Genomic DNA, 24,488 nt, shown 5'->3' on the forward strand with positions numbered 1-24,488 from the left:
GCTGCATGAGGGGCATATTTGCCCTCCGGCCTGTCTTTTGCGTTCTGTTCATACCCTGCATGCAGCCCTATCCTCAGAAGATTTTCTTGGTCGCTCGGTCATCCTTAATGATTTCCACCGCTTCACGGAACCGGATCGAGTGGATAATTTCGCGCTCACGCAAAAATTTAAGACTGTCCTGCAAATCCACATCATCTGTCATATCGATGAGCCACTGATATGTAGCGCGCGCTTTCTCTTCCGCCGCAATATCCTCATACAAATCGGCGATCGGATCACCCTTGGCCTGAATATAGCTTGCGGTCCAAGGAACCCCGGCTGCGTTCTCATAGTACAGTGCATTGTCATGATTCGCATAGTGTGCGCCGAGACCTGCCGCCTCAAGCTCCTCCACGGTCGCATCCTTCGTCAGCTTGAACACCATCGCGGCAATCATCTCCAGATGGGCAAATTCCTCCGTCCCGATATCGTTGAGCAAGCCGATCACCTTATCCGGGATGGTATAACGCTGATTGAGATAACGCAGCGCCGCTGCAAGCTCTCCGTCCGCTCCTCCGTACTGTTCGATCAGAAATTTCGCCATTCTCGGATCGCATTTACTTACCCGCACCGGATATTGAAGCTTCTTCTCATATACCCACATGGACTCTTTTACGCCTCCTTCATTAGCTCTACGCGTTTCTACGGGCTGCATGCAACAATCGGCACACCATCGGCTGCAGCCCGTTGGTATACCCTCCTACACCTGCCAAGGCCATGGCCCTTGAGCCCATTCGAACGGATATTTGGAGTAAGCACGGCCAAAATTCTGGAGTGGTCCGTACAACTCCTGGAAATGCTTCGCGAGGATCGTTCGCTCCTGTGTCAGCTTATTGAACTGTTCAATGCTTTTAAGATCATCAGGATGGGTGTCTAGGTACAGGTTCAGCTCGACAAGGACAAAGTCCAATGCCTGCAGCTGCTCCAGCAATTCGTAGTACTTCGGATCTCCGGCCTGAGGTCTTCCATCAGTCACGGCCTTTCACTCTCCTTTAAATTTACGTGATGTGTACGGACTGTACAGTGCGGGCCACAGCGTTCCATGCCTTAACGCCTCGGCCGGACTGAACTGCGGCAGGCCCGGCGGTTGAAAGACAATAAATTGATTGACCGGCACGACATACGTTCTGTACGGTTTGGGGGGGCAAGGATCAAACGGGGAATGGAATACGGAATATACACGCTCCTCTGGATTTGCCTTCAAAGGGGATACCTCCTTCTCTATTTACGGTAGCGGTTCTTCTTATAGGGTTCTTCGTAATTAACATATGTCAATCGCCCAGAAAATGAACTTCAAAATGACAAAAAAACCCTTCCCGCGAAAAATTACCGCGAAAAGGGTTGTCTATTGGTGCAGCTGTGTCAAAACTTGATTTTAATTTGGAACAAGCCGGCCTTGCGCATAGCGGCGTAAATAATGATAACGAGCGGGCCGATAAAGAACCCGATCACGCCGACCAGCTTAAAGCCGACATACATGCTGATCAGCGCAGGCAATGCGCCGATGCCCACGGCATCCCCGATCACCTTCGGCTCCAGTACCCGGCGAATGACCGTAATCAGGATAAATAGAAGGATAAGGCCGACTCCCGTAAAGATATCCCCCACGACAAGCTGGTAGATCGACCACGGCACCAAGACGGAGCCGACGCCGAGAATCGGAAGGATATCGACAATCGTAACCAGGAGCGCAATGGCGAGCGGGTAATTGATCCCCAGCACCAATAGTCCGAGCAATGTAATGACATATGTGAACAAGCTGAGGATAAGCTGTGCCCTTAAAAATCCGAAAATGGATTTTTTCAAGCTGAGCAGCACTTCATTCACCTGCGACTGGGACGACTCGTCAAACAGAGACAGTACTTTTTCGCGCATCGTGTCCAGGCTGTAGGCGAACATATACACAGCGACAAAAAATACGATGGACGTGACAAACAGATTCGGCAAGGACTTGGCGAAGGACAAAAAGGCCGAAGATACCGAGTTGACCAGCGACTGGACATAAGATGAAATATTCGACATAAACTGTGTCAGGCTGTCCGCCAGCCCTGGCGAAATGCCGTTTAACGCGTCCTGTGCTTGAATAATCGTATGCTGCAAAAACTCGTTCGCACTTTCAAAATATTGCGGTGCCCGGCTCCAATACTCGACGAGCTGGCTGAACACCTGCACTCCGATCAAATACGCGAGTGCAAGCAGGAGCAGCAGGAACAGCGTGCTTGTCACCGTCACTGCAGCCAGGCGCTTGAATCGAAGCCGATTGATCAGGAGCCGATTGAGCGGCTCCAGGGAAATCGCAATGACGATCGCCAATAAAAACGGCGCTCCCACCGTAAACATACCGTACAACAACAAGAGCCCCAGCGCGATAAATATCAGCTGCTTAATCGACATAGTCCACTTCCTAATCCATAGAATCTAGCCGTGCTATCAGAGACTGCCCTCCGGCTTCTGATGAATAATGACTCGGGTTACGCGCAGACGGGTAGACTCCTCGACTTCAAACACAACGCCGTCAAACGTTGCTTTCCTCCCTACGACGGGGTTGCCTTCCAGCTCGTTGAACAGCCAACCGCCGATGGAGTCGATATTCTGCTCTTCAATCGAGAGCCCCGTCAAATCATTCACGTCCTCAATAAGCATGCGTCCATCTACGGAGATATAATGGTCATGCACTTCCACTTCCGGGCGCTCGTCCTCAAACTCATCATACAAGTCCCCGACGATCTCCTCAAGAATCTTCTCGGCGGTCAGAATCCCTGCCGTTCCTCCGTATTCATCCACGACAAGGGCCATCTGCTCGTGTCTGGCTTGCATTTGGCGCAGAACCTGGCTGATCTCCATCGACTCGGAAACGTCCATAATCGGTCGGACCAGCGCCGCAAGATTGCGCTGCTTGTCAGGCTCGGCCAGCAGAAGATCGGTAATGTGGACGAATCCGATAATGCGGTCCTTGTTGTCGGTTGCGACCGGATAGCGGGAATGTTTCGTCTCGGTGATAATTCGCAGATTCTCTTCTAGGGAGTAATTCGTGAACAGACAGATCATGTCGGTTCTTGGCAGCATGATTTCACGGGCCTTCAAATCGGAGAAATCGAACAGGTTGTCCATCAGCTGCATTTCATTCTGGTCGATAACGCCGCTCTTCGCGCTCTCGTTCATCAGGATGCGGATCTCTTCTTCCGAGTGCGCAGCCTCCGCCTCGCTGGCAGGCTCGATTCCGACCAGCTTCAAGATGCGGTTCGCCGATGCATTAAGCACCCAGATCACGGGCAAAAAGATCCGGTAAAACCAGAGCAGCGGCGCCGACAGAATCAGCGCAGTGCCCTCGGTTTTCTGAATGGCCAGCGATTTCGGCGCAAGCTCCCCTAATACAATATGCAGGAACGTGATGATGCAGAAGCCGACCGCAACCGAGATCGTGGTGATGACTCGTTCATCCGTAAACCCTATGCTGTGCATGATCGGGGCGACAAGAAGCTCCGATATCGCAGGCTCTCCGATCCATCCGAGACCCAGCGAGGTGAGCGTGATCCCCAGCTGCGTAGCCGACAGATAGGCGTCCAGCTTCTGATTGACCTTTAGCGCAAAGCCGGCAAGCCTGTTCCCTTCGCTTACGAGCTGGGTTAGCCGCGACTGCCGCATTTTGACCAATGAAAACTCGGCAGCCACGAACACGCCGTTCAGCAGTACTAGCAGTAATACCAAGAGCAAATTCAAAATCAGTTTCCCGACCTCAAATCCCTCTGTCATGATGATACGCCTTCTTTCCGGATTCTAGTTAGTCTTTGCTTTTCTGGACTTGAAGTCGACACCCCGGTAATACATGTCCGCCACCAGCAGGTTCGGCCCGCAGCAGCTTACCGCATCGCAATGGCAGTTTACGGTCTGATTCAGCGGGTGCCCCGTCGACCATGCTTCAAAGATGTCATCAAGCCTCTGTCCTTTAATATTACCAAAAGCCGGAATATCAGCAAAATCCGTCACGTATACGTCACCTGAGAATAAATTCACGTTTACCCGGTTGCGCCCGTCCGGATCGTTCCGGACCGTAACATTGCGCTCCGTGCGGAGACGTCGAAGCAATGCCTGATCATCCTCATCCGAGCTGCAAGCAAAGAACGGCAGCGTTCCGAACAGCATCCAAATGTCGGGATCGCGCGCGTCCAGCAAGCCGTGTATGGCTGCCTTCGTATCGGCCAGCGACAAGACCGGGAGCGAGGATGCAAAATTCGAAGCATACATCGGATGCACCTCATGCCGCTTGCAGCCCATCTCCTTGATCAGCTTGTGAATTCCGCCCAGCTTCTGATGGGTTCGATAGTTAATCATCGATTCGGCGGATATATACATCCCCGCATCACTCAGCTTCTCCGAATTAAGAAGCATCGTATCATACATACGATATGCTGTCTCCTTGGAGACCGGACGAGCGCTGTTTGCAAAACCGACCTCGTAGAAATCATCTCCGTTTAAGTAGTTGAAGGAGATATGCATGACATCCAGATAGGGCAGCATTTTTTCATATCTGCTGATATCCAGCGTCAGATTGGAGTTGATCTGCGTTCGGATCCCCCGTTCTCTCGCATATTTAAGGAGCGGCACGATCACATCATCCACCGTTTTGCCAAGAAAAGCCGGTTCGCCGCCTGTCAGGCTGATCGTCTGCAGATGCTCCACCTCATCCAGCCGCTTTAGCATCATATCGAGCGGCAGCATCGGCGCTTCCTTCATCACCAGCATATCCCCCACGGCACAGTGCTCGCACCGCATATTGCATAGATGGGTTACGGTCATTTCCACGCTGGTCAGCACATGCTTGCCATGCTGACGCAAGGATGTAATGGGATCCCACGGATCATAACTCGGCGAAATCGGCCTTAGGGCCGGTGGTGTTGGCTGTGCTGTATTACTCATGGTTTACTCACCTTATTTCTTTGAATTACCGGTTCAATCAGATACAACGTCTTTATGTACCCGGACGGCTGACAGTTCATGGTTCATTATATGATTATAGCATATCTGTATAGAAGGTCTCTGCATGTACCTGTATCGTTATTGGGCTGGTTTCTGTTCCGGCCCCGGCTCCAGCGGGTCCTCCGCAGTCGTTACTGCCATCCTCCTCGGCAGCAGCCAACGCGGGCTCCACCAGTTGGCCTTCCCGAGCAGCTTCATAAACGCCGGTACGAGCAGCACCCGAATGATGGTCGCGTCCAGAAGCACCGCAACCGTCAGCCCGAGCCCGATCGCTTTCATAACTTCATTGTCCGTAAAAATAAATGCGCCCACGACCACGGCAAGAATCAGGGCCGCGCTCGTAATCAATCCTCCCGTGCTCTCAAGACCTTCGGCTGTGCTGTATTCGTTATCCCCCGTGCGCTCATAATTCTCCATAATGCGGGAGATCATCATGACCTCGTAATCCATGGAGATGCCGAAGACTACGCAAAAGATCAGAATCGGCAGCAGGGCGAAAATCGTTCCCGTGTAAGATACCCCGAGCCAATCCGCACCGATTCCCTCCTGGAACACCCACACCACGACCCCAAGCCCTGCCCCAAGGCTGAGCATATTCATCAGGCTCGCCTTAAGAGGGAGCAGCACGGAGCGAAATGCGATCAGCAGAATCACATACGTCACGGCAAATACAAAGCCCAGCACAAGCACAATGTGTTCCTGCATCTTGTTCATAATATCAAGCTTATAAGCCGGGCTTCCGGTAACATGCGTCACCAGACCCGGCGTATCCATCATTCTCAGATCCCGGACAAGCTGAGCCGTCAATGCATGCGCCTCCCCGTATTCCGGGACTACGGCTACAACCGCCATCTTATCACGAACCAGCCGGTACTGCTCCAGCTGCTCCCGGATATCCGCACGGGACAAATATTTCGCCACTTTCTCTTCCGATCCCCGGCCGATGCTCAGATAGCTGTCAACCTGTTTAACACCAGGCATCATCCGCACTTCGTCCGTATAAGCCTTTAACGCGCGGATGCTTTGGGGATCGTCATAGGCGGCCGGAAGCTCAGCTGCAACCACAATGGAGTTCAACTCGCGTACATCGTATGCGCGCGTCATTAAATCATTGCCGTATCGGGATTCATATTTCGGCGGCAGCACCTCGGCAGCCGGAATGGCGATATTCATGTTTCTTACCGGATAAATGGCTGCCAACAGCAGCGCGATAACAGCTACGGAGATGATGACAGGATGTGCCATCACAAATCGGGAGACATTTCGCCAGAACCCGGACGGAAGGACAACTTCACGGCGCGATCTATATCTTTTCGGAAGGAGGGGCAGGGCGTGGATTCGTTCTCCCAGAATACCGAGCAGCGCCGGCAGGAGCGTATTACCGGCAAGAACCGATACGACCACGACCGTAATGCCTCCGATGCTGAAGGAGCGGAAAATCGGCAGATCAATAAAGCTCATCGCCGCAAATCCGATCAGAACGGCTCCCCCGGAGAACATCACCGCTTTTCCGGCTGTCGCGCAGGTAATCGCCAGGGCCTTCTCCACGTCCCCGTTCCTGAGCTCTTCCTTGAAACGGCTAACAATAAGCAATGCATAATCAATGCCCACGGCCAATCCCAGCATCGTAACGGCATTCGGCAGAAAATTGCTGATCGACCCGTCCGCCAGCGCCAGGAAATACAAAGCTCCCATCGTGGTCGCGACGCTCACCAGCCCGGCGATCAGCGGGAGAACTGCAGCCGTCCATGTGCCAAAGACCACTAGAAGGATTAGCAGCGCAGCAGGAATGCCGATGATTTCCGCCCGGATAATATCGCTCTTCACGGCCTCATTCATATCGGCGAATACGGCGGTATTCCCGGTAATATAAGCGTCTGCACCGACAATGTCGGGCACGTTACTGCGGATCTCCCCAAATCGCCGGAGCGCTTCCGACGCGTCCAGATTCAGAAGCACCTTCACCGCAACGATATGGTCCTCGCCGGTTTGGCGTGAGGACGTATTCATATAGATATCCCTAACATACGGAAGTGACCGCAGCGGCGCCAGCTCCTCCAAAATTCGCTTCTGCGCCGTCCCGGCCGTCAAATTCTCTTTCGTCCTGCTTACCACTACAATATCGAGGGACGCCGCAGACAGTCCGAGCCCCTCTTCAAGCTTCTCGAGCCCGACCTGTGAAGGGCTGTCCTTCGGCGTAAAACCGTTATGCTCCAGTATGGAAGGGAGCTTGAGCGCAAACGGAAGCAGCACGCAAAACAAGGCCAACCAGGCAAGAACAATGGCTTTACGGCAGCGGTAAATCTGCTGCCCCCATCTATACAGCGGTGTCGGGTGGCTATCCTGTCTCACGAGTCTACCTCCTAGTTAACAATAATCAGTCCACGTTAGCTTGTCCGATACCGGCAATCATGACGGCCAGTGTTTTGGACAAATCCACTTCATAAGGCGCGGCTAGCGGCACCCCTTCTGCATCCGTTAGCACCCGAACGACCGGACGGTGCGGTACATGGGGATGAACCTTGGAGACAACCCCGCTCTCCCCTGTGTGGAGCTTCACGGTGATCCCGGGTGGGTATATCGCGACCCGATCCCGGAACACTTCGAGAAATTTCTGTTCATACAGCGTCCCCGACCCGGTATACATCACTTCTGCCGCATGATGCGGCAGCAGCGCGGGCTTGTATACCCGCTGTGTCGTCATGGCATCATAGGAATCGGCGATTGCAACCCACTTGGCATAATCGTGAATTTCCGGTCCCTTCAACCCGCGGGGGTAGCCGCTGCCGTCCAGGCGTTCATGGTGGGAGAGCGCGCAGTGCGCTGCCATTAGCGGAATGTTGGGCTCGTTCTTTAGAATCTGATAACCGAGCTCCGTATGTCTCTGTACTTCGCGAAACTCCTCCAAACTCAGACGTCCCGGCCGCTGCAGCAGCGACTGGGATATTCTGGTCTTGCCTATATCATGGAGGAGTGCCCCGAGACTCAGCACCCGGAGCTCCTCACGGCTGTAACCGAAGGATAAGCCCAGTACCGTCGTATACAAGCATACGTTTAATGAATGGCGATACAAATTGTAATCATTGGTGTTCATATCGGTCAGCAGCACCATGCATTCCTCGTGCTCCGACAGTTCATCCATGATCGCTTCCATGACGCCGGAAAAGGCCTTTCCCAGATGGTGAAAGCTTCCTCCCAGATCCCGACGACTCTCCAATTTTTTGAAATTGCTCCGGATTGACTGAATGGCCCTGAGCCGTGTTTCTTCCGACAGCAGCTCCTGTACTACGATATCCTCTGTCATCGCATCCTGGATATACACATAACTGATCTCCAGCCCGCCAAGACGGCGGATCAGGCGATCCGTCAACTCCACACCTTCGGACAGCAGCACCAGACCGTCACTGTTATATATTTTTTTACCAATTATCATTCCCGGCTTCAACGCATCAATAGGTATTAGACGCAATCCGTCACTTCCTCTGCTATTCGTCACACGTATGGGATTTATGCGCCTGGCCTTTACAGGGTGCTGTACGTAAAAACCGGATGGTTCAGGCTTAACCAGTTCTTCATTCTGTATATTAGTGCATAATAAACAGCCAGAATACGGCAGCCAGAACAAAACGGTAAATCGCAAAATGCGTAAGCCGGATCTTCTGTATAAGCTTCATAAAGGCCAAGACAACAAAATAAGCGACAACAAACGAAACAATAAAACCTGCAATAAATACGCCGATCGTGTCCGACGTAAAGTTTCGGTAAGAATCCAGCAGCTCATAGCCGGACGCGGCACACATAATCGGAATTGCAATCAGAAACGAAAAGTCAGCCGAAGCCTTGTAGCTGACACCGCTGATCATGCCTCCGGCGATGGTGGAGCCCGACCTGGAAAACCCCGGCCACAATACGGATATAATCTGATACAAACCGATCAAAAACGCCTGCTTGTACGTCATATCATCCACATTTTCAGCGGTCAATCGAGCTTTATGTTTATTGTACCACTCCGCGAAAATCATAAAAATGCCCCCTGCGACAAGCGCAAACAAAACGGTCTGCGCATGGAACAGGCTTTTGATGAAATCTCTTGCGAAATAGGCAACAAGCAGCGCCGGGGCAATCCCCAACAATACGTGGATCAGATTCAGTCTCTTCGGCGCTGCCTTGGCAATCGGCTCGCTGCGGCTCCATCCAAGCAGTGTAAGGATACGGTTCCAGTAGACGATCGCGATCGCCAATATGGCTCCCAATTGGATGACCACCTCGAACGTCTTCATGATGGGCGTCTGATCGTCATATCCGAGCATCTTTGCCGTTAAAATCATATGCCCCGTAGAGGATACCGGGATGAATTCGGTGAAGCCCTCTACAATTCCCAATATGATGGATGTAAGAAAATCCATGTCCATCCCCTTCCTTTAACCTTTGTCCTCCTCATATGTATGCTCGGCCAAAGGAAGTTAGTCGAAGGAGATGTTCAGGATATCCAGCGGGGAACAAGCGTCTCGTCAAGCGATCCGGGTCTTGACAGCTCTTCTCTAAGCAAATCCCGGATAAATTCCGGAAGCATATAAGCCGTGTCCGTACCAAGAGCCAGTGTTTCATAGCCGATCTTGAACGTGAACATGTCCAGCGTGCCTACCCTGTATTCCCGTGTACGCTCGAGCGGCTGTCCGCCCAGCGTAATGCTTGTGATTTTATGGTAAGGCAATCCCGATGGATCATAATGAACCTGTAGTCCGTCCACTGCCAAACAGCCCAATATATAACCGCGAAATCCGAACCCCGTAATCTTCTTGTTGTTAAACTCCAGAAGCAGGCTCTCTTCCAGCGCCTGATAAATATGCTCTCCACGCAGAGTTACGACGCAGGGATTGATCGGGGACGGGCACAGACTGTGCAGCATGCCGGCGCTGATTTCACCCTTCGGAAGCGGTCCGAGCAGCTGCCCGGAATTAACGATGGCAAACTCGGCTCCCGTATGGTGCAGCACCGCCTGGGCGAGCAGATTCGCAAATGGCGATTCCTCTTCGTAATGGATCGGAAGCTTGCGGTCAATGACCGCTACCTGTTCCTGCAGCCGCTGCTCGGCCAGTTCATGATGCCGCATAATCGCCTGCTCGACAATCGGCTCAATCAGCGCTTGATCCACGGAAAGCAGCAGCCCTTCCCTGCTCATAAATCGATCATTCTCACTGCTCCGCTCCATGACTAGCCGACCGACATAATTCCCGAATTTTCCGGCACCGCATATGACGGTGCCACCGATGACAAGCGGGTTCTCAAGCACATGATGGGTATGACCGCCCAATATAATATCAATGCCTTCAATGTTTTCCGCCAATCGTTTATCCGTCGTTAAACCGAGGTGCGACAGTACAATGACGAGATCGCATTGATCCGACAGCAGCCGTACCTGCTCTGCGATCGCTTGATCCGGGTCGGAAGCCTCCCAGCCCAGCAGCTGATAAAACCCCGCGAAAGCAGCCGTCGCACCGGTGATTCCCACCCGGATGCCTTCCTTCTCAACGACGATGCTCGGCTTCATCCAGCGTGGGGGGGCACCACTCGTGGTCTCGCGGATATTGCAGCAGACGACGGGACATTGAAGACCGGCGTATAGATGTTCCAGCACATCCGCCGGAAAGGTAAGCCCTTCATTGTTGCCGATGGTAATTGCGTCGTATCCTGTCAAATTCATAATATCCACGTTCGCCTGTCCCATCGAGCCTTCCGTCTCGACAGCGGCTCTGTCCATATGGTCGCCTATATCAAGCACCAGCACAGGGCCTTGCGCGGCCGTTCTTTCCCGGGAAATAATAGCCGCCGCGCTACTCATCATTTCAAAATGACTATGTATATCATTTGTATACAGGATTGTAAGCTTCTGGTCATGGCTCTTCTTCAGCATTCAGGCGGCCTCCTCCCATGTTCGTATCACGTGATTTTCCGGTCTTTCAAGCATAACATTTTGACGAGGAATATGGTATATTGTAGCCCAGAAGAATTATGAGGTGATGCAAAATGTCGACGACTATTCCGATCCTATTATTCGCGGGGCTGGCCGATCGAATCGGTTCCGCTTCGCTTGCGTTTTCCGTACCCGCCCTTCCGATTACAGCCGGAGAATTAAAGCACAAGCTTAGCGACGCTTACCCGGACGCCGCACAGCAGATCGCGGTTTCGTTCGTAGCAATCAATCAAGAATATGCGTTGGAGGATCAGCTTATTCAGTCAGGGGATGAGGTTGCTCTGATTCCGCCTGTATCCGGCGGAGACGGTGCCGGGGAGCAGCGCTGCAGAAGCGCTCAGTCCCCCGATGGAACTTGTCTGATCACGTCCGAGAAGCTCTCGGTCGAGGAGACCGTGGCGAAGGTCCATGATGCCAACCATGGCGCAACGCTCTCTTTTATCGGCACGACCCGGGAGATGACCGGAGAGCAACGAACGGTTACGCTAGAGTATGATGCCTATATCCCCATGGCGCTAAAAGAATTGCAGCAAATTTGTCGAGACATTTCCAATCAGTGGCCTGGCACCTTATGCGCGATTTCCCACCGCATTGGCACAGTCGATATTGGTGAAACCAGCGTGGTCATTGCCGTCTCTTCGCCTCATCGAAACGACTGCTATGAAGCAAGCAGGTATGCCATCGAGCAGCTGAAGCGAACCGTCCCGATCTGGAAAAAGGAAATCTGGGATGACGGCTCCGAATGGAAAGGCCCGCAAACTGGCCCATGGGACCCGACTGCTAGGCTATAAGACTTATTCAATCATTGTAAAACCATAATTTTCTTGCTAAGATGGTCTTAACTTTTCATTTATATAAGGGCAAGAGGTGCAATGATTTGAGAGTACATGTCACGGACCTGAGACCCGGCGATCACATCCAACAAGATGCATTCAACAGTAACGGCGTTCATGTTCTTCGCAAAGGAACGATTCTGCGCATGGAGGACATATCCAAGCTCCTTCAGCACGGCATCGATTATATCGATATTTCCCCCCGCCAGCTTGCAGAATCCATCGAGCTGCTATCCGATATCTCGGAATCGTTCCGACAGGTTCAACCGCAGTTCAATCTCGCGTTCGACGGGTGCAGATCCATGTTCGAGGAAGCGGCAATGACGGGAAAGTTTAATGAATCCGTCGTCGACGACACCTTTCATCCGCTCGTCGACTCGCTCAGCGAACAGAAGGACGTGGTTTCTCTCCTGCTTCTGTTTAATGGCAAGGATGATTACACCTACCGCCACTCCATTCAAGTTGGAATGCTGTCCTATTATATCGCCGAATGGATGGGCTATTCTGAGCAGGAAGCGTATGACATCGGCAAAGCCGGCTTCCTCCATGATATCGGAAAGTGCCGAATCCCCCGGGAAATACTCGATAAACCCGGCAAGCTGACACCGGACGAATATGAGCAAGTCAAGCTGCACACCATTTACGGCTACGAAATGATCTATGAATCAACGCAGGACAAAATCACTGCAACCGTGGCCCTCCAGCATCATGAACGGGGCGACGGCTCCGGATATCCGAAAGCGATCGGCGAGGATCAGATCCACCCCTACGCGCAGATTTGCGCAGTCGCCGATGTCTACAGCGCCATGACGACCAACCGGGTGTATCAATCCAAGCAGCAGCTGCTGACCGTTCTGCGGGAGCTCTACGGCCTCAGCTTCGGCAAGCTGAACGGGAAGGCGACTCATGCGTTCATCCGGCAGATGCTTCCATATTTCATCGGTAAAAAAGTCGTCCTGACAACCGGCGAATCAGGCATCATCGTTGCGAATAACCAGTCGGACTACTTCCGTCCCCTCGTTCAAGCCGGAGAGCGCTTTATTGATCTGTCCAAGGAACCGGATACCGAGATCCAGGAGATCTTGCTCTAAAATGAACTCATGCCTTACGTATTTACATAAACGAAAATTCCCCTGCGATTGAAACAGCAATCGTCCGGGGAATTTATTTGTAGAACAGATTACCGCCAATACATCGTAAAGCAAGCCGTCCCACAGGCTTCCCCGGTTATATACGGAACAAGCTCGCAGTTTATTCGAATGTTGGTAGGTTTGCATTTCTGGAGAAGCCCCGCTCTTTTGTAAGGCTTATTGTCCGAGTAGCGACGATGCACATTCAATGTCTGAAAAAACTCGAAACCACCGCGAAATGAGAAATATTTGCCTCAGCGAAACCTCGCAATAACAGAAAGATGGGCTGCCCAAGATCTGTGATCTCGCGGGCAGCCCATTCTTCGATGTCAGCCTATATTCTAATCCTGCTTGGAAGTTATTAACCGATGGAGCCTTCCATTTCGAACTTGATGAGGCGGTTCATTTCGACCGCATACTCCATTGGCAGTTCTTTCGTGAACGGCTCAATGAAGCCCATAACGATCATCTGAGTAGCTTCGTCCTCGGTAAGACCGCGGCTCATAAGGTAGAACAGCTGATCCTCGGATACCTTGGATACAGTCGCCTCATGCTCCAGCGTAATGTTGTCGTTCTTGATCTCGTTGTATGGAATCGTATCGGATGTCGACTCATTATCGAGAATCAGCGTATCGCACTTGATATTCGCCTTCGCGCCTTCGGCGTTGCGGCCGAACGATGCCAGACCGCGGTAGGTTACTTTACCGCCGTGCTTACTGATCGATTTCGATACGATCGTTGAAGTGGTGTCCGGAGCCAAGTGAAGCATCTTCGCACCTGCATCCTGGTGCTGGCCTTTGCCTGCAACCGCGATGGACAGCACCATGCCTTTGGCGCCGCGTCCTTTCAAGACAACGGCAGGGTATTTCATGGTCAGCTTGGAGCCGATGTTGCCGTCGACCCATTCCATCGTTGCATTCTCTTCCGCAACCGCACGCTTGGTCACCAGGTTGTAGATGTTCGGCGCCCAGTTCTGGATCGTCGTGTAGCGAACACGTGCATCCTTCTTGCAGATAATCTCGACAACCGCGCTATGAAGCGAGTTCGTGCTGTAGATCGGAGCCGTACAGCCTTCGACGTAATGCACGAAGCTGCCTTCGTCGGCGATGATCAGCGTACGCTCGAACTGACCCATGTTCTCGGAGTTGATACGGAAGTATGCCTGCAGCGGAATTTCGCACTGCACGCCTTTCGGAACATAGATGAAGCTTCCGCCGGACCATACCGCACTGTTCAGCGCGGCAAATTTATTATCAGCCGGAGGAACGACCGTTGCGAAGTATTCTTTAAAGATTTCCGGATGCTCTTTCAGAGCGGTATCCGTATCCATGAAGATTACCCCTTGATCTTCAAGGTCCTTCTGCATGTTGTGGTACACCACTTCGGATTCGTACTGTGCCGATACGCCTGCAAGGAACTTCTGCTCCGCTTCCGGGATCCCGAGCTTGTCGAAGGTTTCCTTAATTTCGGCTGGAACCTCCTCCCAAGTCTTCCCTTGCTTCTCGGACGGTCTGACATAGTACTGGATGTCGTTGAAATCCAGCTCGTCGAGATCGCCGCCCCAACGCGGCATCGGCATTTTCTCGAACTGCTCCAGTGCCTTCAGGCGGAACTCCAGCATCCATTCAGGCTCATTCTTAATCTTGGAAATTTCCGTAACGACCTCGCGGGTCAATCCTTTACCGGTTTGAAAAACGGCTTTGTGCTCGTCACGGAAACCATATTTATACTCTTCTAATTCGGGTGCCTTTTTAGCCATTTGACTTACCTCCCTATCGATCTATTGTCATTCGCTTACTTCGCGTCTATTCCTTTTCGGAGTGCGTTCCACGCGAGTGTTGCACACTTAATGCGGGCAGGAAACTTGTTAACACCGGATAGGGCTTCAATATCCTCGTACTCTTCGAATTCAACGTCCTCGCCCTGCATGAGGGAGGAGAACCGGTCCGCCAGGCTCAGCGCCTCTTCGAGCGATTTGCCTTTTACGGCGTCCGTCATCATCGAGGCGGAAGACATGCTGATGGAGCAGCCTTCCCCCGTATATTTGGCATCAGCCACGACCCCGTTCTCAACTTTCAGCTGCAAGGAGATTCGGTCTCCGCACGTCGGGTTGTTCAAATCGACCGTTACCGCGTCGTCCTCGAACTTTCCGCGGTTGCGGGGATTTTTATAATGATCCATGATGACACGTCTGTATAAATCATCAAGTTGCATCGCCAAAATACTCCTTTGTCTGGATTAAGGCGCTAACTAACCGATCAACGTCCTCTTCTGTATTATACAGATAAAAGCTTGCGCGTGCCGTAGAAGATACTTTCAGCCAGCGCATCAGCGGTTGACAGCAGTGATGGCCTGCCCGGATCGCGATGCCCTGCGCATCAAGAACGGTTGCCACATCATGCGGATGAATATCGCCGAGATTAAAGGTAACGATCCCGACCTTGCGCTCGCGCGGGCCGTAAATCGTCACGCCCTCAAGCTCGGACAAACGATTCATCGCATAAGCAGCGAGCTTCTCTTCATGCTGCTCGATGGCATCCATGCCGATCTCCTGAAGGAAATCGATGGCTGCGCCAAGACCGACAGCCCCGGCAATGATCGGCGTTCCCCCTTCAAACTTCCAAGGGAGCTCCTTCCACGTCGACTCATACAAGCCGACATCGTTGATCATTTCGCCGCCAAACTCGATCGGCTCCATTGCCTCCAGCAGCGCCTTCTTGCCGTAGAGCGCCCCGATGCCGGTTGGAGCACACATCTTGTGTCCGGACAAGGCATAGAAATCGCAGCCTATATCCTGAACATCCACCTTCATGTGCGGAGTGCTCTGCGCACCGTCTACAACGATGACGGCACCGTGACGGTGAGCGATTTCGGCTATTTGCTTCACAGGATGGATCACGCCCATGACATTGGAGACATAAGCGATCGCTACCAGCTTCGTACGGTCTGTGACCAACGCCTCGACATCCTCGACGCGAATCGTGCCGTCAGGCTGCAGCGGAATATATTTCAGCGTAGCGCCGGTGGCGATGGCCACCTGCTGCCACGGAATGAGATTGCTGTGATGCTCCATTTCGGTCAGGACGATTTCATCGCCGGGACCGCATACGGAGCGTGCATAAGACGAGGCAACCAGGTTCAGCGCCGTCGTCGTGCCGCGCGTGAAAATAATTTGCTCGGAGCTTTCGGCATTAATGAAACGGGCGACCTTCTCCCGTGCTCCTTCATAGGCGTCCGTCGCACGGCTGCCGAGCGTGTGAACCCCGCGGTGGACGTTGGAGTTCTCCCATTCATAATACCGCTTGACGGCGTCTATTACGACCTTCGGCTTCTGTGAAGTCGCCGCATTGTCGAGATAGACCAGCGGATGTCCGTTGATCTCCTGATGGAGGATGGGAAATTGCTCTCGAATCCGGGCAATCATTGTCCCAGCTTCCTTTCAACGAGCCCCTGCAGCTGGTCACGAAGTCCCTCCAGCGGGATTTCGCTGACGACCGGAGCGAGGAAACCGTAAATGATGAGCGATTCCGCCACCGTGCGTGAAATTCCGCGGGACATGAGGTAGTAAATCTGCTCCTGGTTCACTTGACCGACGGATGCAGCATGACCTGCAGTTACGTCATCCTCATCGATGAGCAGAATCGGGTTGGCGTCGCCGCGCGCTTTCGGGCTAAGCATCAGCACCCGTTCGGTTTGCTGACCGTCAGCCTTCGTTGCACCCTTCTCGATCTTCGTAATCCCGTTAATGATCGCTTGCGCTTCTTCGCGCATGACCGCGCGGGTAATCATCTGGGACGCCGAGCTCTTGCCGAAATGCTTCGCTTGGGTGGTGTAATTGATCTTCTGGGAGCCGGAGCCGACCGCGATGACCTTCGCATCGGATGTCGAACCGTTGCCCTTAAGAACGCTCATCGTATCGCTTGCCGTATCCCCGTCGTTCATCTCTCCGACAATCCATTCGATGGAGCCGTCGTTCTCGACGACCGCGCGGCGATACGTGACGTCCGTTGCTTCAGCAGCCAGCTGATGCACTGATGCATAGCGGACCTTGGCGCCGTTCTTAACGAACACTTCCACCGCTCCGTTATGGGTCACAGAAGCGTTCAACGCATCGGACACGTAGTTATCGACATAAGTTACCATGCTGTTCGCTTCGGCAACGACGAGAATATGCGGAGCAAAGGTTGCACCGGCGTCGTCTGCCAGCAGCACCGCCTGCATTGGAACGTCAACTTCGACATTTTTCGGTACATACAGGAATACCCCGCCGTTCCACACCGCCGCATGCAAAGCCGCCATTGCGTGTTCATCCCGCTTAACCGCTTGATGCAGGTAAGGCTTCACCAGATCCTCGTGCTCTTTAACCGCGGTTTGCAGATCGGTGAAAATCACGCCTTTCGCTGCAAGCTCAGGAGCGAGGCTTACATGGACCGTGCCGGAGTTGCGCTGAATGATCAAGCCGCCCTCACGGGAGCCTTCGACAAGCTTCGCAACATGCTCTGGCAATTCTTCAAAGGAAGCTAGCTTGCTGCTTTCTTTATATTCGCCATAGCTTTGGATGTTCCAGCGCTCGATGCGCTGCTTCTCCAGCTTTGGCAATTCCAACTGGCCGGCCAGTTCCAGAGAAGCCAGACGGCTCTCTGTCAGCCAGGCCGGTTCCTGTTTACTTTCGGACAATGCCTTCAAAGCCTCAGCGTTGACCGGAAGAATGGTTTGTGTAGTCATATCGTTTCCTCCTCCCGTCAATTTACGCGTCTTGACCTACAGTTTCATCGGTAATTCCCAGCTCTTCCTTGATCCAGTCGTAACCTTCGGCTTCCAGCTTCTCGGCCAGCTCAGGGCCGCCGGATTTCACGATGCGTCCTTGCATCATAACGTGTACGTAATCAGGAGTAATATAGTTAAGCAAGCGCTGATAGTGGGTAATAATCAAGAAACCGCGCTCTTCCGATTTCATGGCGTTCACGCCGTTTGCCACGATTCTCAAAGCATCGATATCGAGACCGGAGTCGATTTCGTCAAGCACGACAATTTTCGGCTCGAGCATCATCATTTGCAGGATTTCATTACGCTTCTTCTCGCCGCCGGAGAAGCCTTCGTTCAAGTAGCGGTGAGCGAACTCTGGGTTCATCTCAAGCTCCTTCATCTTGCCTTCCATCTGACGGATAAACTTGATCAGCGAGATTTCATTGCCTTCGCCTCGGCGTGCATTGATGGAGCTGCGCAGGAAGTCGGAGTTCGTTACTCCGGCAATTTCGCTTGGATACTGCATGGCGAGGAACAATCCGGCGCGTGCACGCTCGTCAACCTCCATCTCGAGCAGGTCTTCATCGTTCAGAAGAACCGTACCTTCCGTTACTTCATATTTAGGGTGACCCATCAAAGCGGAAGCGAGGGTACTCTTACCTGTACCGTTAGGTCCCATGATGGCGTGAACTTCGCCGCCTTTCATCTCAAGGTTGATCCCCTTAAGAATTTCCTTCCCTTCGATTTGTGCTTTCAATCCTTCAATGACAAACTTTGTTGACATATTAGATTCCCTCCGTTGAATAGGTAGTGTATTATGGTCCTATATGATAACAGGATTGTACGCCCTGATTTCATAAAAAGAAGCAAGAAAGAAAAGTGATTATTTATTTATAATTATTCTAAACTGATTCTCACTGATTCTCAAGCCATTTTATAATAATACAGGATGCATTTCAACCGGACAAGCCTTTTACGGCTAAGCGGCAGACTTCCCCTTCATCAAAACAACACCTGATCGTCATAACCTCCGATTATCCTGTAGCATAACCGAAACTAAGGGCACCAATAACCAGCAATTCCCATCAACAATTAAAAAGCAGGCCTGACCCATCGGCGGTCAAACCTGCTTGTTGTTCCCTGTTCATGGCTAGCTGCCATCGAGATGCTGCATGCGTTAAACGCCACAGCACCCGGCGACGGCTTTCACAAACGCTCGTCGCCGGACGGTACAAGTCTAACAGCATGAAGCTTGTGATGCGATTGGCGATCGAATACGATCCTTCTTTATGCCATGAAGAACAGGTGAACTAAACTTCATCCTATGAAACAGCCTCTTTATCCCAAGAAAGAGCGCAGCATCCACATATGCTTCTCAAGGTCGGCCTTAAAGCCCGTGAACATATCCGCCGTCGGGGCGTCGCCTGCTTCCTCGGCCATTTCGATCCCTTCTGCAAGCTCTTCCGAAACCGTGGCAAAATCCTCGATCAGCGCCTGCACCATGCCCTTCGTATCCTCATTGCCGGATGCTTCCTGCACGGTTGCCAGGTCCAGATATTCTTTCATGGTTGCCGCCGGCTTGCCCTTGAGGGCAAGAAGCCGCTCTGCAACCTCGTCCATTTTCAGCGTAATTTCATTATACAGTTCTTCAAACTTCACATGAAGGGAATAGAACTGCTGCCCGGTAACGTACCAATGGTAATTATGAAGCTTCACATAGAGCACGTTAAAGTTTGCAACCTGCTGGTTCAACAGCTGCTCCAGCGAGGAGCTTTTCGTTTTTCCTGCGGATTTGCTAGACGATGTTTTTGCCATGGTTAATCCCTTCCTTTTCTATATATAATGCACCCTGTGACACGCAAAGGAACGGCCGTCAGCCGTCGGCATCCTTCTGCTGCAAGGCATGCCGCCTTTCACGTAATCCTTCAATTATATAGGAGCACAAATCTGCGCTTGGGCGTCTATTTGTAGTTTACCCCTTGAGCCGATATGCGAATCATACTCCTTTCGCATATTCCGCAGCCGTCCAAAAAATTATACAAAATTCGCGAAAAACCGTTATACTAGGTAATACCAAGCAAAAAAGTTGGCTTTAAGTTTTCTTCTATTATATTTGGGGGTGACCATCCATGTCTGCATATCATCCGCTGAGCGCAGAGGAAGCTATACAGTTAGCAAGAAGTATCCCGGGCCGGTTCCCGGAGCATGCCGAGCTGGAGTGCCGGGAAATCGGCGACGGCAATCTGAATCTGGTGTTTCACGTCACCGCCAAAAATACGGCTGATAGTATCATTATCAAGCAGGCCGTTCCTTATGCAAAGGTCGTCGGCGAATCGTGGCCGCTGTCTCTGGACCGTGCGCGAATCGAGCGTTTGGCCTTAGAAACCGAGCATAAGATCTGCCCGGAACTTGTACCTGAGGTCTACGGATATTCCGATGAGCTTGCCTATACCGTGATGGAGGATCTGAGCGAATATACGATTATGCGCAGAGGGCTCATCGAAGGCCAAGCCTATCCGAAATTCGCCGAGCATATCGGGGAGTTTTTGGCGAGAACGCTCTTCTACACGTCGGATCTCGGGATGAATCAGCAGGAGAAGAAGGTGCTTGCCGGCCAGTTCGTGAATCCCGATTTATGCAAAATCACCGAGGATCTGATCTTCGAGGATCCTTACCGGAAATCGGACAACAACAATTATTCCGAGGCGATCGAGGATGAGGCGGAGGTGCTTCGTTCCGATACGGAGCTTCACTTCGAAGTCACGCTGCTTCGCCATAAGTTTTTGACGCAGGCGCAGGCGCTGCTTCACGGGGATCTTCATACAGGAAGCATCTTCGTCAAGCCGGATTCGACCAAGGTCATCGACCCGGAATTCGCCTTCTTCGGGCCTATGGGATTCGATATCGGCGCGGTCATCGGCAATCTGCTGCTCAACTATGCGTCGCAGATCGGATGGTCCTCGGATGAGCAGACACGGGCTGCCCGTGAAGCAAGACTTATTGAGATGGCGCGGGGCGTATGGACGCATTTCGAGAGCGGTTTCCGCCTGCTCTGGAATGAAGGTCTGCAAGACGAGATGTCCCGTACGGCAGGCTATCAGGATTATTACATTTCCCAGATTCTAAAGGATACCGCCGGATTTGCCGGCTGCAAAATGATACGGCGCATCGTAGGCCTGTCTCACGTGGCCGATATCGACACGATCCCGGGCGACAAGGGCAGGGAAGCGGCTCAGCGTAAAGCATTGGCAATCGGCAAGAGCCTGGTGCGGCACCACCGCTCCATTCAATCCATTGATGATATCGTAACATTGGTCGAACAAGCATCCCAAGGAAATGAGGTATCGATATGAGCGGTATGACCACCGATAATTCCACCACCCATGAACCGCTAAGCTCCGTATATTGGGGCGGAGACCACCTGGTATTGCTAGACCAGCGGCTTCTGCCCGAAGAAATCGTCTATCTGAAGCTCTATACCCCCGAGGAAGTCTGGGAAGGCATTCATTCCATGAAGGTTCGGGGCGCGCCGGCGATCGGCATCGCGGCCGCCTTCGGAACTGTGCTTGGAGGACTCCGTTATGAAGGCAGCGATGCCGGCGGATGGCTCGAGCAGGTTGTCAAGACGAGCGAATACCTGGCCACCTCCAGACCGACAGCCGTCAACCTATTCTGGGCGCTGGACCGGATGAAGCTTGCCGCGGCCAAGCTCGCTGCGGACGGCCTCGATATCAGCGGGCTGAATGCGGCATTCCTGGCAGAAGCAGAAGCCATTCGCGCGGAGGACGAGGATGTTTGCCGCCGAATCGGCGAGAACGCGCTGCCGTTCTTCAAAGACGGTATGGGCATCCTTACGCACTGCAACGCAGGCGGCTTGGCAACGGCCAAATACGGTACCGCGCTGGCGCCGATGTACCTTGCCCATGAGCAGGGCATGAAGATCAAGGTGTTCGCGGACGAGACCCGTCCCGTGCTGCAAGGCGCGCGGCTGACCGCCTTCGAGCTGCAGCAGGCCGGCATCGACGTAACCCTCTTGGCGGACAACATGGCTGCCATGGTCATGTCCAAGGGTTGGGTGCAGGCGGTTATCGTCGGAACGGACCGCGTCGCCGCGAACGGCGATGTCGCCAACAAGATCGGCACTTATGGCGTAGCCGTTCTGGCGAAGGCGCACGGCATTCCGTTCTATGTAGCCTGCCCGTTATCTACGATTGATCTGGAGACGCCTACCGGCGCCGATATTCCGATCGAGGAGCGACCGGCGGAGGAAATCACCGAGGGCTTCGGCAAGCGCACGGCTCCGCAAGGCGTAAAGGTGTATAACCCGGCCTTCGACGTAACGCCGCACGAATACGTCACCGCGATCATTACCGAGAAGGGCGTTGTACAGGCGCCATATCACGAAAATTTGAAGAAGCTGTTCGAATAGCTGCAGCTTAATCACTAACAAAACGGACACCACGATGATCGGTGTCCGTTTTTTATGTTACGATCCTGACACTCTCGATGCCCTGGGAAAGGAGAGCTTTCATTTACGAAATCGCCTTGCTGCATAAAACACCATTACAACATCCGAAGAATTGCATCTTTGCCTTGCAGTCCCGGATGGATGCCCCATTTCTCCGCCTCCAGCGTCACCGATTCCAGAGGTGCCTCCAGAAGCTGTTCCAATGTTCGCACGCCTACGGCTCTCCCTGCAATGATCTTCCGGTCCGCAAGCTTATCGTTCAGCAGACCGACATCCAGCGCGCCGCACATAATATAACCGCGGGAAGTATAGACGGCCAGCAGCGTCGTCTTTGGCAGCTTAACCTCGACCCCCATGACGGTGTGTCCTTCAATGTCAATCGGCAGCAGCGTAACCAATCGGCTTAACCCCCTCTCACATCAGGTCTAGAATTATGTTTATTCTTTTATTGCCGACATGGTGCGAAAGGCCCTTTCGCTGCCTGAGACGTTCCTCTCAGCGGCATTTGTGCAAATGTCTATTAAAGCGAAGATAATCATGTACGAGCGTGTGACATTAGGACTATGAAAATCTCAAAATTATGGTATATTTGATTCAGTAGAAACATATGAAAGCTGGTGAATGATAAAAGCTATGAACACAAACCCTGACATCGAGGACCACGGCTTTTTATTTAACGTTGATATTTTGGTTAAAAGCCCCTCCAACGCACTGGCTTTACAATATTTGCTTGAAATGCTGAACGGCAAATCCGAAGTCGTCGATTTCCGGATCAAATCCGGCATGGAGCTTGGTGAAATCATCAATACATTGGTCCAAGCCAAGAAAACTTCCGTCATCACGAAAGCCTCACAGAAGATGACTCCCGCTTCTCTCCCTGTCGAGAAGACCAAACCGTCCCAAGCGGCATCCCCGCCTGCAGCGCAGAACGGATCGGCCAGCAAACCTCCCGTCACGGCTTCGGCTCCCGAAACCGGAACAGATCCTTTCGAGTGGATTAAAATGTACAGCAAGGATAATCGCCTTGTTCGCCTGACGACCAATCGCCACGGCAAACAAACCAGCCTCCCGTGCCGTATTCTGAATTATGATGAGAGCAATTTCCTGGTCAACGTCTATCATGTCGACGAGAAGCAGGTATATACGTTCAAGCTCAATGAAATTGACGAGTTCAGCGTCAGCTGAACGTCTGTAATAGGGTTGCAGAAAGATAAAGAAACGGCCCCGCCCTCTCCCTTTCCTTGGGATGGACGAAGCCGTTTCTTCTTGTCTGCCATGCTCTTATGCCTTGCTTCGGGACAACGCTGCCGACAGCAGCATAATCCATCCGACGATGAACGATACGCCGCCGATCGGCGTAATGGCTCCAAGCCACTTAGCACCCGAGATGCTGAGCACGTACAAGCTGCCTGAAAAAATGATCACGCCTGCAATAAACAGCGTTCCCGCCCAGTACAGCTTGCGCGACTCTCCAAGCGCACCTGCCAGAATGCCCGCGATCAGGACAGCAATCCCGTGAATCATATGATAATGAACACCCGTTTCATATACGGCAAGCTCATCTGCCGAAATCTTTCCTTCCAGCATATGCGCTCCGAAAGCTCCGATCGCCACGGACAGCGCCATCAAGACCGAGCCCCAAGCTATAAATGTCCGACGCATTGGTTTCAATCCTTTCTTCTCATACGGGCGTTATCCGCCCCGCTATGCCTTAAGTTTACCGGATGATACGAAGCTTTTCCACCGGTTGGCGGCAGGATTGGACTTGATTTAAGGTACATTTTGTGAAAAATTAATAAGGATGCCTAATCAAGCTTCCCTGTGGACGGCATGTATATCGAAAGTCATTCCAAGTAAGGAGCGATTTGTATTCATGGATCAACGTTCTAGCTCGTCGCCTTCCGGAGACAAGCCTGCTTCAAGCCATTCGACAACGACCTTCATCCCTCCCGAGGATCGGAAGCACTCCCGCTTCGGCATTGCTTCGTTCATCCTGTCGATCGTAACGCTGCTCGGTTATATTTTTCTAGGCGCGCTCGGCACGACAATGGTCGAGCCGTATATCACCGAGGCTGGCGTGCTGCAGCCGACCCAGGAAACCGTGGAGGCGATGACTACGCTGGCCGCAGTATTCATCATCGTCATGATCATCAATCTGGCCGGACTCATTCTCGGGATCGTTGGGTGCTTCTCCAAAATCCGCAAGCGCACCGTTGCGGTCATCGCTACGATCGTAAACGGCGTCGTCGTACTAACGATAGGAGCATTATTCCTCTTCGTATTGAACGGATAATCGCATATGCCTAACCCATCGCGAAGAC

General features: G+C 52.5%; 24 protein-coding genes. 6 read left to right on the plus strand and 18 right to left on the minus strand.

Annotated features, from left to right (window positions below):
- Positions 1-73: 73 nt before the first annotated feature.
- The 10 genes from NST08_RS22480 to NST08_RS22525 all read right to left on the minus strand — a co-directional run bounded on the left by NST08_RS22480 (position 74) and on the right by NST08_RS22525 (position 10,930).
- On the minus strand, positions 74-643 hold the full coding sequence (locus NST08_RS22480; protein WP_007127378.1) for a manganese catalase family protein: 570 nt from the start codon (positions 641-643) through the stop codon (positions 74-76).
- A 96-nt stretch (positions 644-739) separates the two neighbouring features.
- Positions 740-1,015 carry a spore coat protein CotJB gene (locus NST08_RS22485; RefSeq protein ID WP_007127377.1) on the minus strand — a complete coding sequence of 92 codons (276 nt, stop codon included), beginning with the start codon at positions 1,013-1,015 and terminating at the stop codon, positions 740-742.
- A gap of 6 nt (positions 1,016-1,021) precedes the next feature.
- On the minus strand, positions 1,022-1,243 hold the full coding sequence (locus tag NST08_RS22490; RefSeq protein WP_007127376.1) for a spore coat associated protein CotJA: 222 nt from the start codon (positions 1,241-1,243) through the stop codon (positions 1,022-1,024).
- 158 nt (positions 1,244-1,401) lie between these two features.
- Positions 1,402-2,433 (minus strand): sporulation integral membrane protein YtvI, encoded by a 1,032-nt coding sequence (gene ytvI / locus NST08_RS22495; protein ID WP_007127375.1) that lies wholly within the window; start codon positions 2,431-2,433, stop codon positions 1,402-1,404.
- A 36-nt stretch (positions 2,434-2,469) separates the two neighbouring features.
- Complete coding sequence (locus NST08_RS22500) at positions 2,470-3,792, minus strand: hemolysin family protein (RefSeq protein ID WP_028403857.1); 1,323 nt, start codon at positions 3,790-3,792, stop codon at positions 2,470-2,472.
- Positions 3,793-3,816: 24 nt separating this feature from the next.
- On the minus strand, positions 3,817-4,956 hold the full coding sequence (gene yfkAB / locus NST08_RS22505) for a radical SAM/CxCxxxxC motif protein YfkAB (protein ID WP_007127373.1): 1,140 nt from the start codon (positions 4,954-4,956) through the stop codon (positions 3,817-3,819).
- A gap of 138 nt (positions 4,957-5,094) precedes the next feature.
- Positions 5,095-7,368: an MMPL family transporter gene (locus NST08_RS22510; protein WP_340899591.1), complete on the minus strand. Its 2,274-nt coding sequence runs from the start codon at positions 7,366-7,368 to the stop codon at positions 5,095-5,097.
- A gap of 25 nt (positions 7,369-7,393) precedes the next feature.
- The gene (locus NST08_RS22515; protein ID WP_341342314.1) at positions 7,394-8,485 is read right to left on the minus strand and encodes an HD-GYP domain-containing protein; all 1,092 of its coding nucleotides are present in this window, start codon (positions 8,483-8,485) and stop codon (positions 7,394-7,396) included.
- 115 nt (positions 8,486-8,600) lie between these two features.
- Positions 8,601-9,422, minus strand: coding sequence for an undecaprenyl-diphosphate phosphatase (locus tag NST08_RS22520; protein WP_028403853.1), 822 nt, complete (start codon positions 9,420-9,422; stop codon positions 8,601-8,603).
- A gap of 74 nt (positions 9,423-9,496) precedes the next feature.
- Complete coding sequence (locus tag NST08_RS22525; RefSeq protein WP_144868266.1) at positions 9,497-10,930, minus strand: bifunctional metallophosphatase/5'-nucleotidase; 1,434 nt, start codon at positions 10,928-10,930, stop codon at positions 9,497-9,499.
- 113 nt (positions 10,931-11,043) lie between these two features.
- Here NST08_RS22525 and NST08_RS22530 point away from each other — a divergent pair, with 113 nt between their 5' ends.
- Positions 11,044-11,781, plus strand: a complete 738-nt coding sequence (locus NST08_RS22530; RefSeq protein ID WP_144868268.1) for a molybdenum cofactor biosynthesis protein — start codon at positions 11,044-11,046, stop codon at positions 11,779-11,781.
- An 86-nt stretch (positions 11,782-11,867) separates the two neighbouring features.
- Positions 11,868-12,914 (plus strand): HD-GYP domain-containing protein, encoded by a 1,047-nt coding sequence (locus NST08_RS22535; RefSeq protein WP_144868270.1) that lies wholly within the window; start codon positions 11,868-11,870, stop codon positions 12,912-12,914.
- A 400-nt stretch (positions 12,915-13,314) separates the two neighbouring features.
- Here NST08_RS22535 and sufB read toward each other — a convergent pair whose 3' ends face one another.
- The 6 genes from sufB to NST08_RS22565 all read right to left on the minus strand — a co-directional run bounded on the left by sufB (position 13,315) and on the right by NST08_RS22565 (position 19,514).
- On the minus strand, positions 13,315-14,712 hold the full coding sequence (gene sufB / locus NST08_RS22540; protein WP_007127366.1) for a Fe-S cluster assembly protein SufB: 1,398 nt from the start codon (positions 14,710-14,712) through the stop codon (positions 13,315-13,317).
- Positions 14,713-14,747: 35 nt separating this feature from the next.
- On the minus strand, positions 14,748-15,167 hold the full coding sequence (gene sufU / locus NST08_RS22545; RefSeq protein WP_007127365.1) for a Fe-S cluster assembly sulfur transfer protein SufU: 420 nt from the start codon (positions 15,165-15,167) through the stop codon (positions 14,748-14,750).
- The gene (locus tag NST08_RS22550) at positions 15,157-16,377 is read right to left on the minus strand and encodes a SufS family cysteine desulfurase (protein WP_144868272.1); all 1,221 of its coding nucleotides are present in this window, start codon (positions 16,375-16,377) and stop codon (positions 15,157-15,159) included. Before NST08_RS22550 ends, sufU begins: the two co-directional genes overlap by 11 nt.
- Positions 16,374-17,678 carry a Fe-S cluster assembly protein SufD gene (gene sufD / locus NST08_RS22555; RefSeq protein ID WP_144868274.1) on the minus strand — a complete coding sequence of 435 codons (1,305 nt, stop codon included), beginning with the start codon at positions 17,676-17,678 and terminating at the stop codon, positions 16,374-16,376. Before sufD ends, NST08_RS22550 begins: the two co-directional genes overlap by 4 nt.
- Before the next feature lie 22 nt (positions 17,679-17,700).
- Positions 17,701-18,483, minus strand: a complete 783-nt coding sequence (gene sufC / locus NST08_RS22560) for a Fe-S cluster assembly ATPase SufC (RefSeq protein ID WP_007127362.1) — start codon at positions 18,481-18,483, stop codon at positions 17,701-17,703.
- A gap of 554 nt (positions 18,484-19,037) precedes the next feature.
- Positions 19,038-19,514: a Dps family protein gene (locus NST08_RS22565; RefSeq protein ID WP_007127361.1), complete on the minus strand. Its 477-nt coding sequence runs from the start codon at positions 19,512-19,514 to the stop codon at positions 19,038-19,040.
- Between the two features lie 314 nt (positions 19,515-19,828).
- Here NST08_RS22565 and mtnK point away from each other — a divergent pair, with 314 nt between their 5' ends.
- Together mtnK and mtnA are read left to right on the plus strand one after the other, a co-directional pair.
- Complete coding sequence (gene mtnK, locus NST08_RS22570; protein ID WP_028403846.1) at positions 19,829-21,052, plus strand: S-methyl-5-thioribose kinase; 1,224 nt, start codon at positions 19,829-19,831, stop codon at positions 21,050-21,052.
- On the plus strand, positions 21,049-22,128 hold the full coding sequence (gene mtnA, locus NST08_RS22575; RefSeq protein ID WP_028403845.1) for an S-methyl-5-thioribose-1-phosphate isomerase: 1,080 nt from the start codon (positions 21,049-21,051) through the stop codon (positions 22,126-22,128). The genes mtnK and mtnA overlap by 4 nt, the downstream gene beginning before the upstream one ends.
- Positions 22,129-22,262: 134 nt before the next feature.
- Here the strand turns inward: mtnA and NST08_RS22580 are convergent, their stop codons facing one another.
- Positions 22,263-22,565 (minus strand): YunC family protein, encoded by a 303-nt coding sequence (locus NST08_RS22580; protein ID WP_028403844.1) that lies wholly within the window; start codon positions 22,563-22,565, stop codon positions 22,263-22,265.
- A gap of 235 nt (positions 22,566-22,800) precedes the next feature.
- Between NST08_RS22580 and NST08_RS22585 the strand changes: the two genes are divergently transcribed.
- Positions 22,801-23,352 carry a hypothetical protein gene (locus tag NST08_RS22585; RefSeq protein WP_245255877.1) on the plus strand — a complete coding sequence of 184 codons (552 nt, stop codon included), beginning with the start codon at positions 22,801-22,803 and terminating at the stop codon, positions 23,350-23,352.
- Between the two features lie 96 nt (positions 23,353-23,448).
- Here the strand turns inward: NST08_RS22585 and NST08_RS22590 are convergent, their stop codons facing one another.
- Positions 23,449-23,829 (minus strand): DUF423 domain-containing protein, encoded by a 381-nt coding sequence (locus tag NST08_RS22590; RefSeq protein ID WP_028403842.1) that lies wholly within the window; start codon positions 23,827-23,829, stop codon positions 23,449-23,451.
- Between the two features lie 211 nt (positions 23,830-24,040).
- Between NST08_RS22590 and NST08_RS22595 the strand changes: the two genes are divergently transcribed.
- Positions 24,041-24,460 carry a hypothetical protein gene (locus NST08_RS22595; RefSeq protein ID WP_210094385.1) on the plus strand — a complete coding sequence of 140 codons (420 nt, stop codon included), beginning with the start codon at positions 24,041-24,043 and terminating at the stop codon, positions 24,458-24,460.
- The last annotated feature ends 28 nt before the right edge of the window (positions 24,461-24,488 follow it).

The organism is Paenibacillus sp. FSL K6-1566 (genome assembly GCF_038050475.1).
Lineage (GTDB): Bacteria > Bacillota > Bacilli > Paenibacillales > Paenibacillaceae > Paenibacillus_AQ > Paenibacillus_AQ lactis.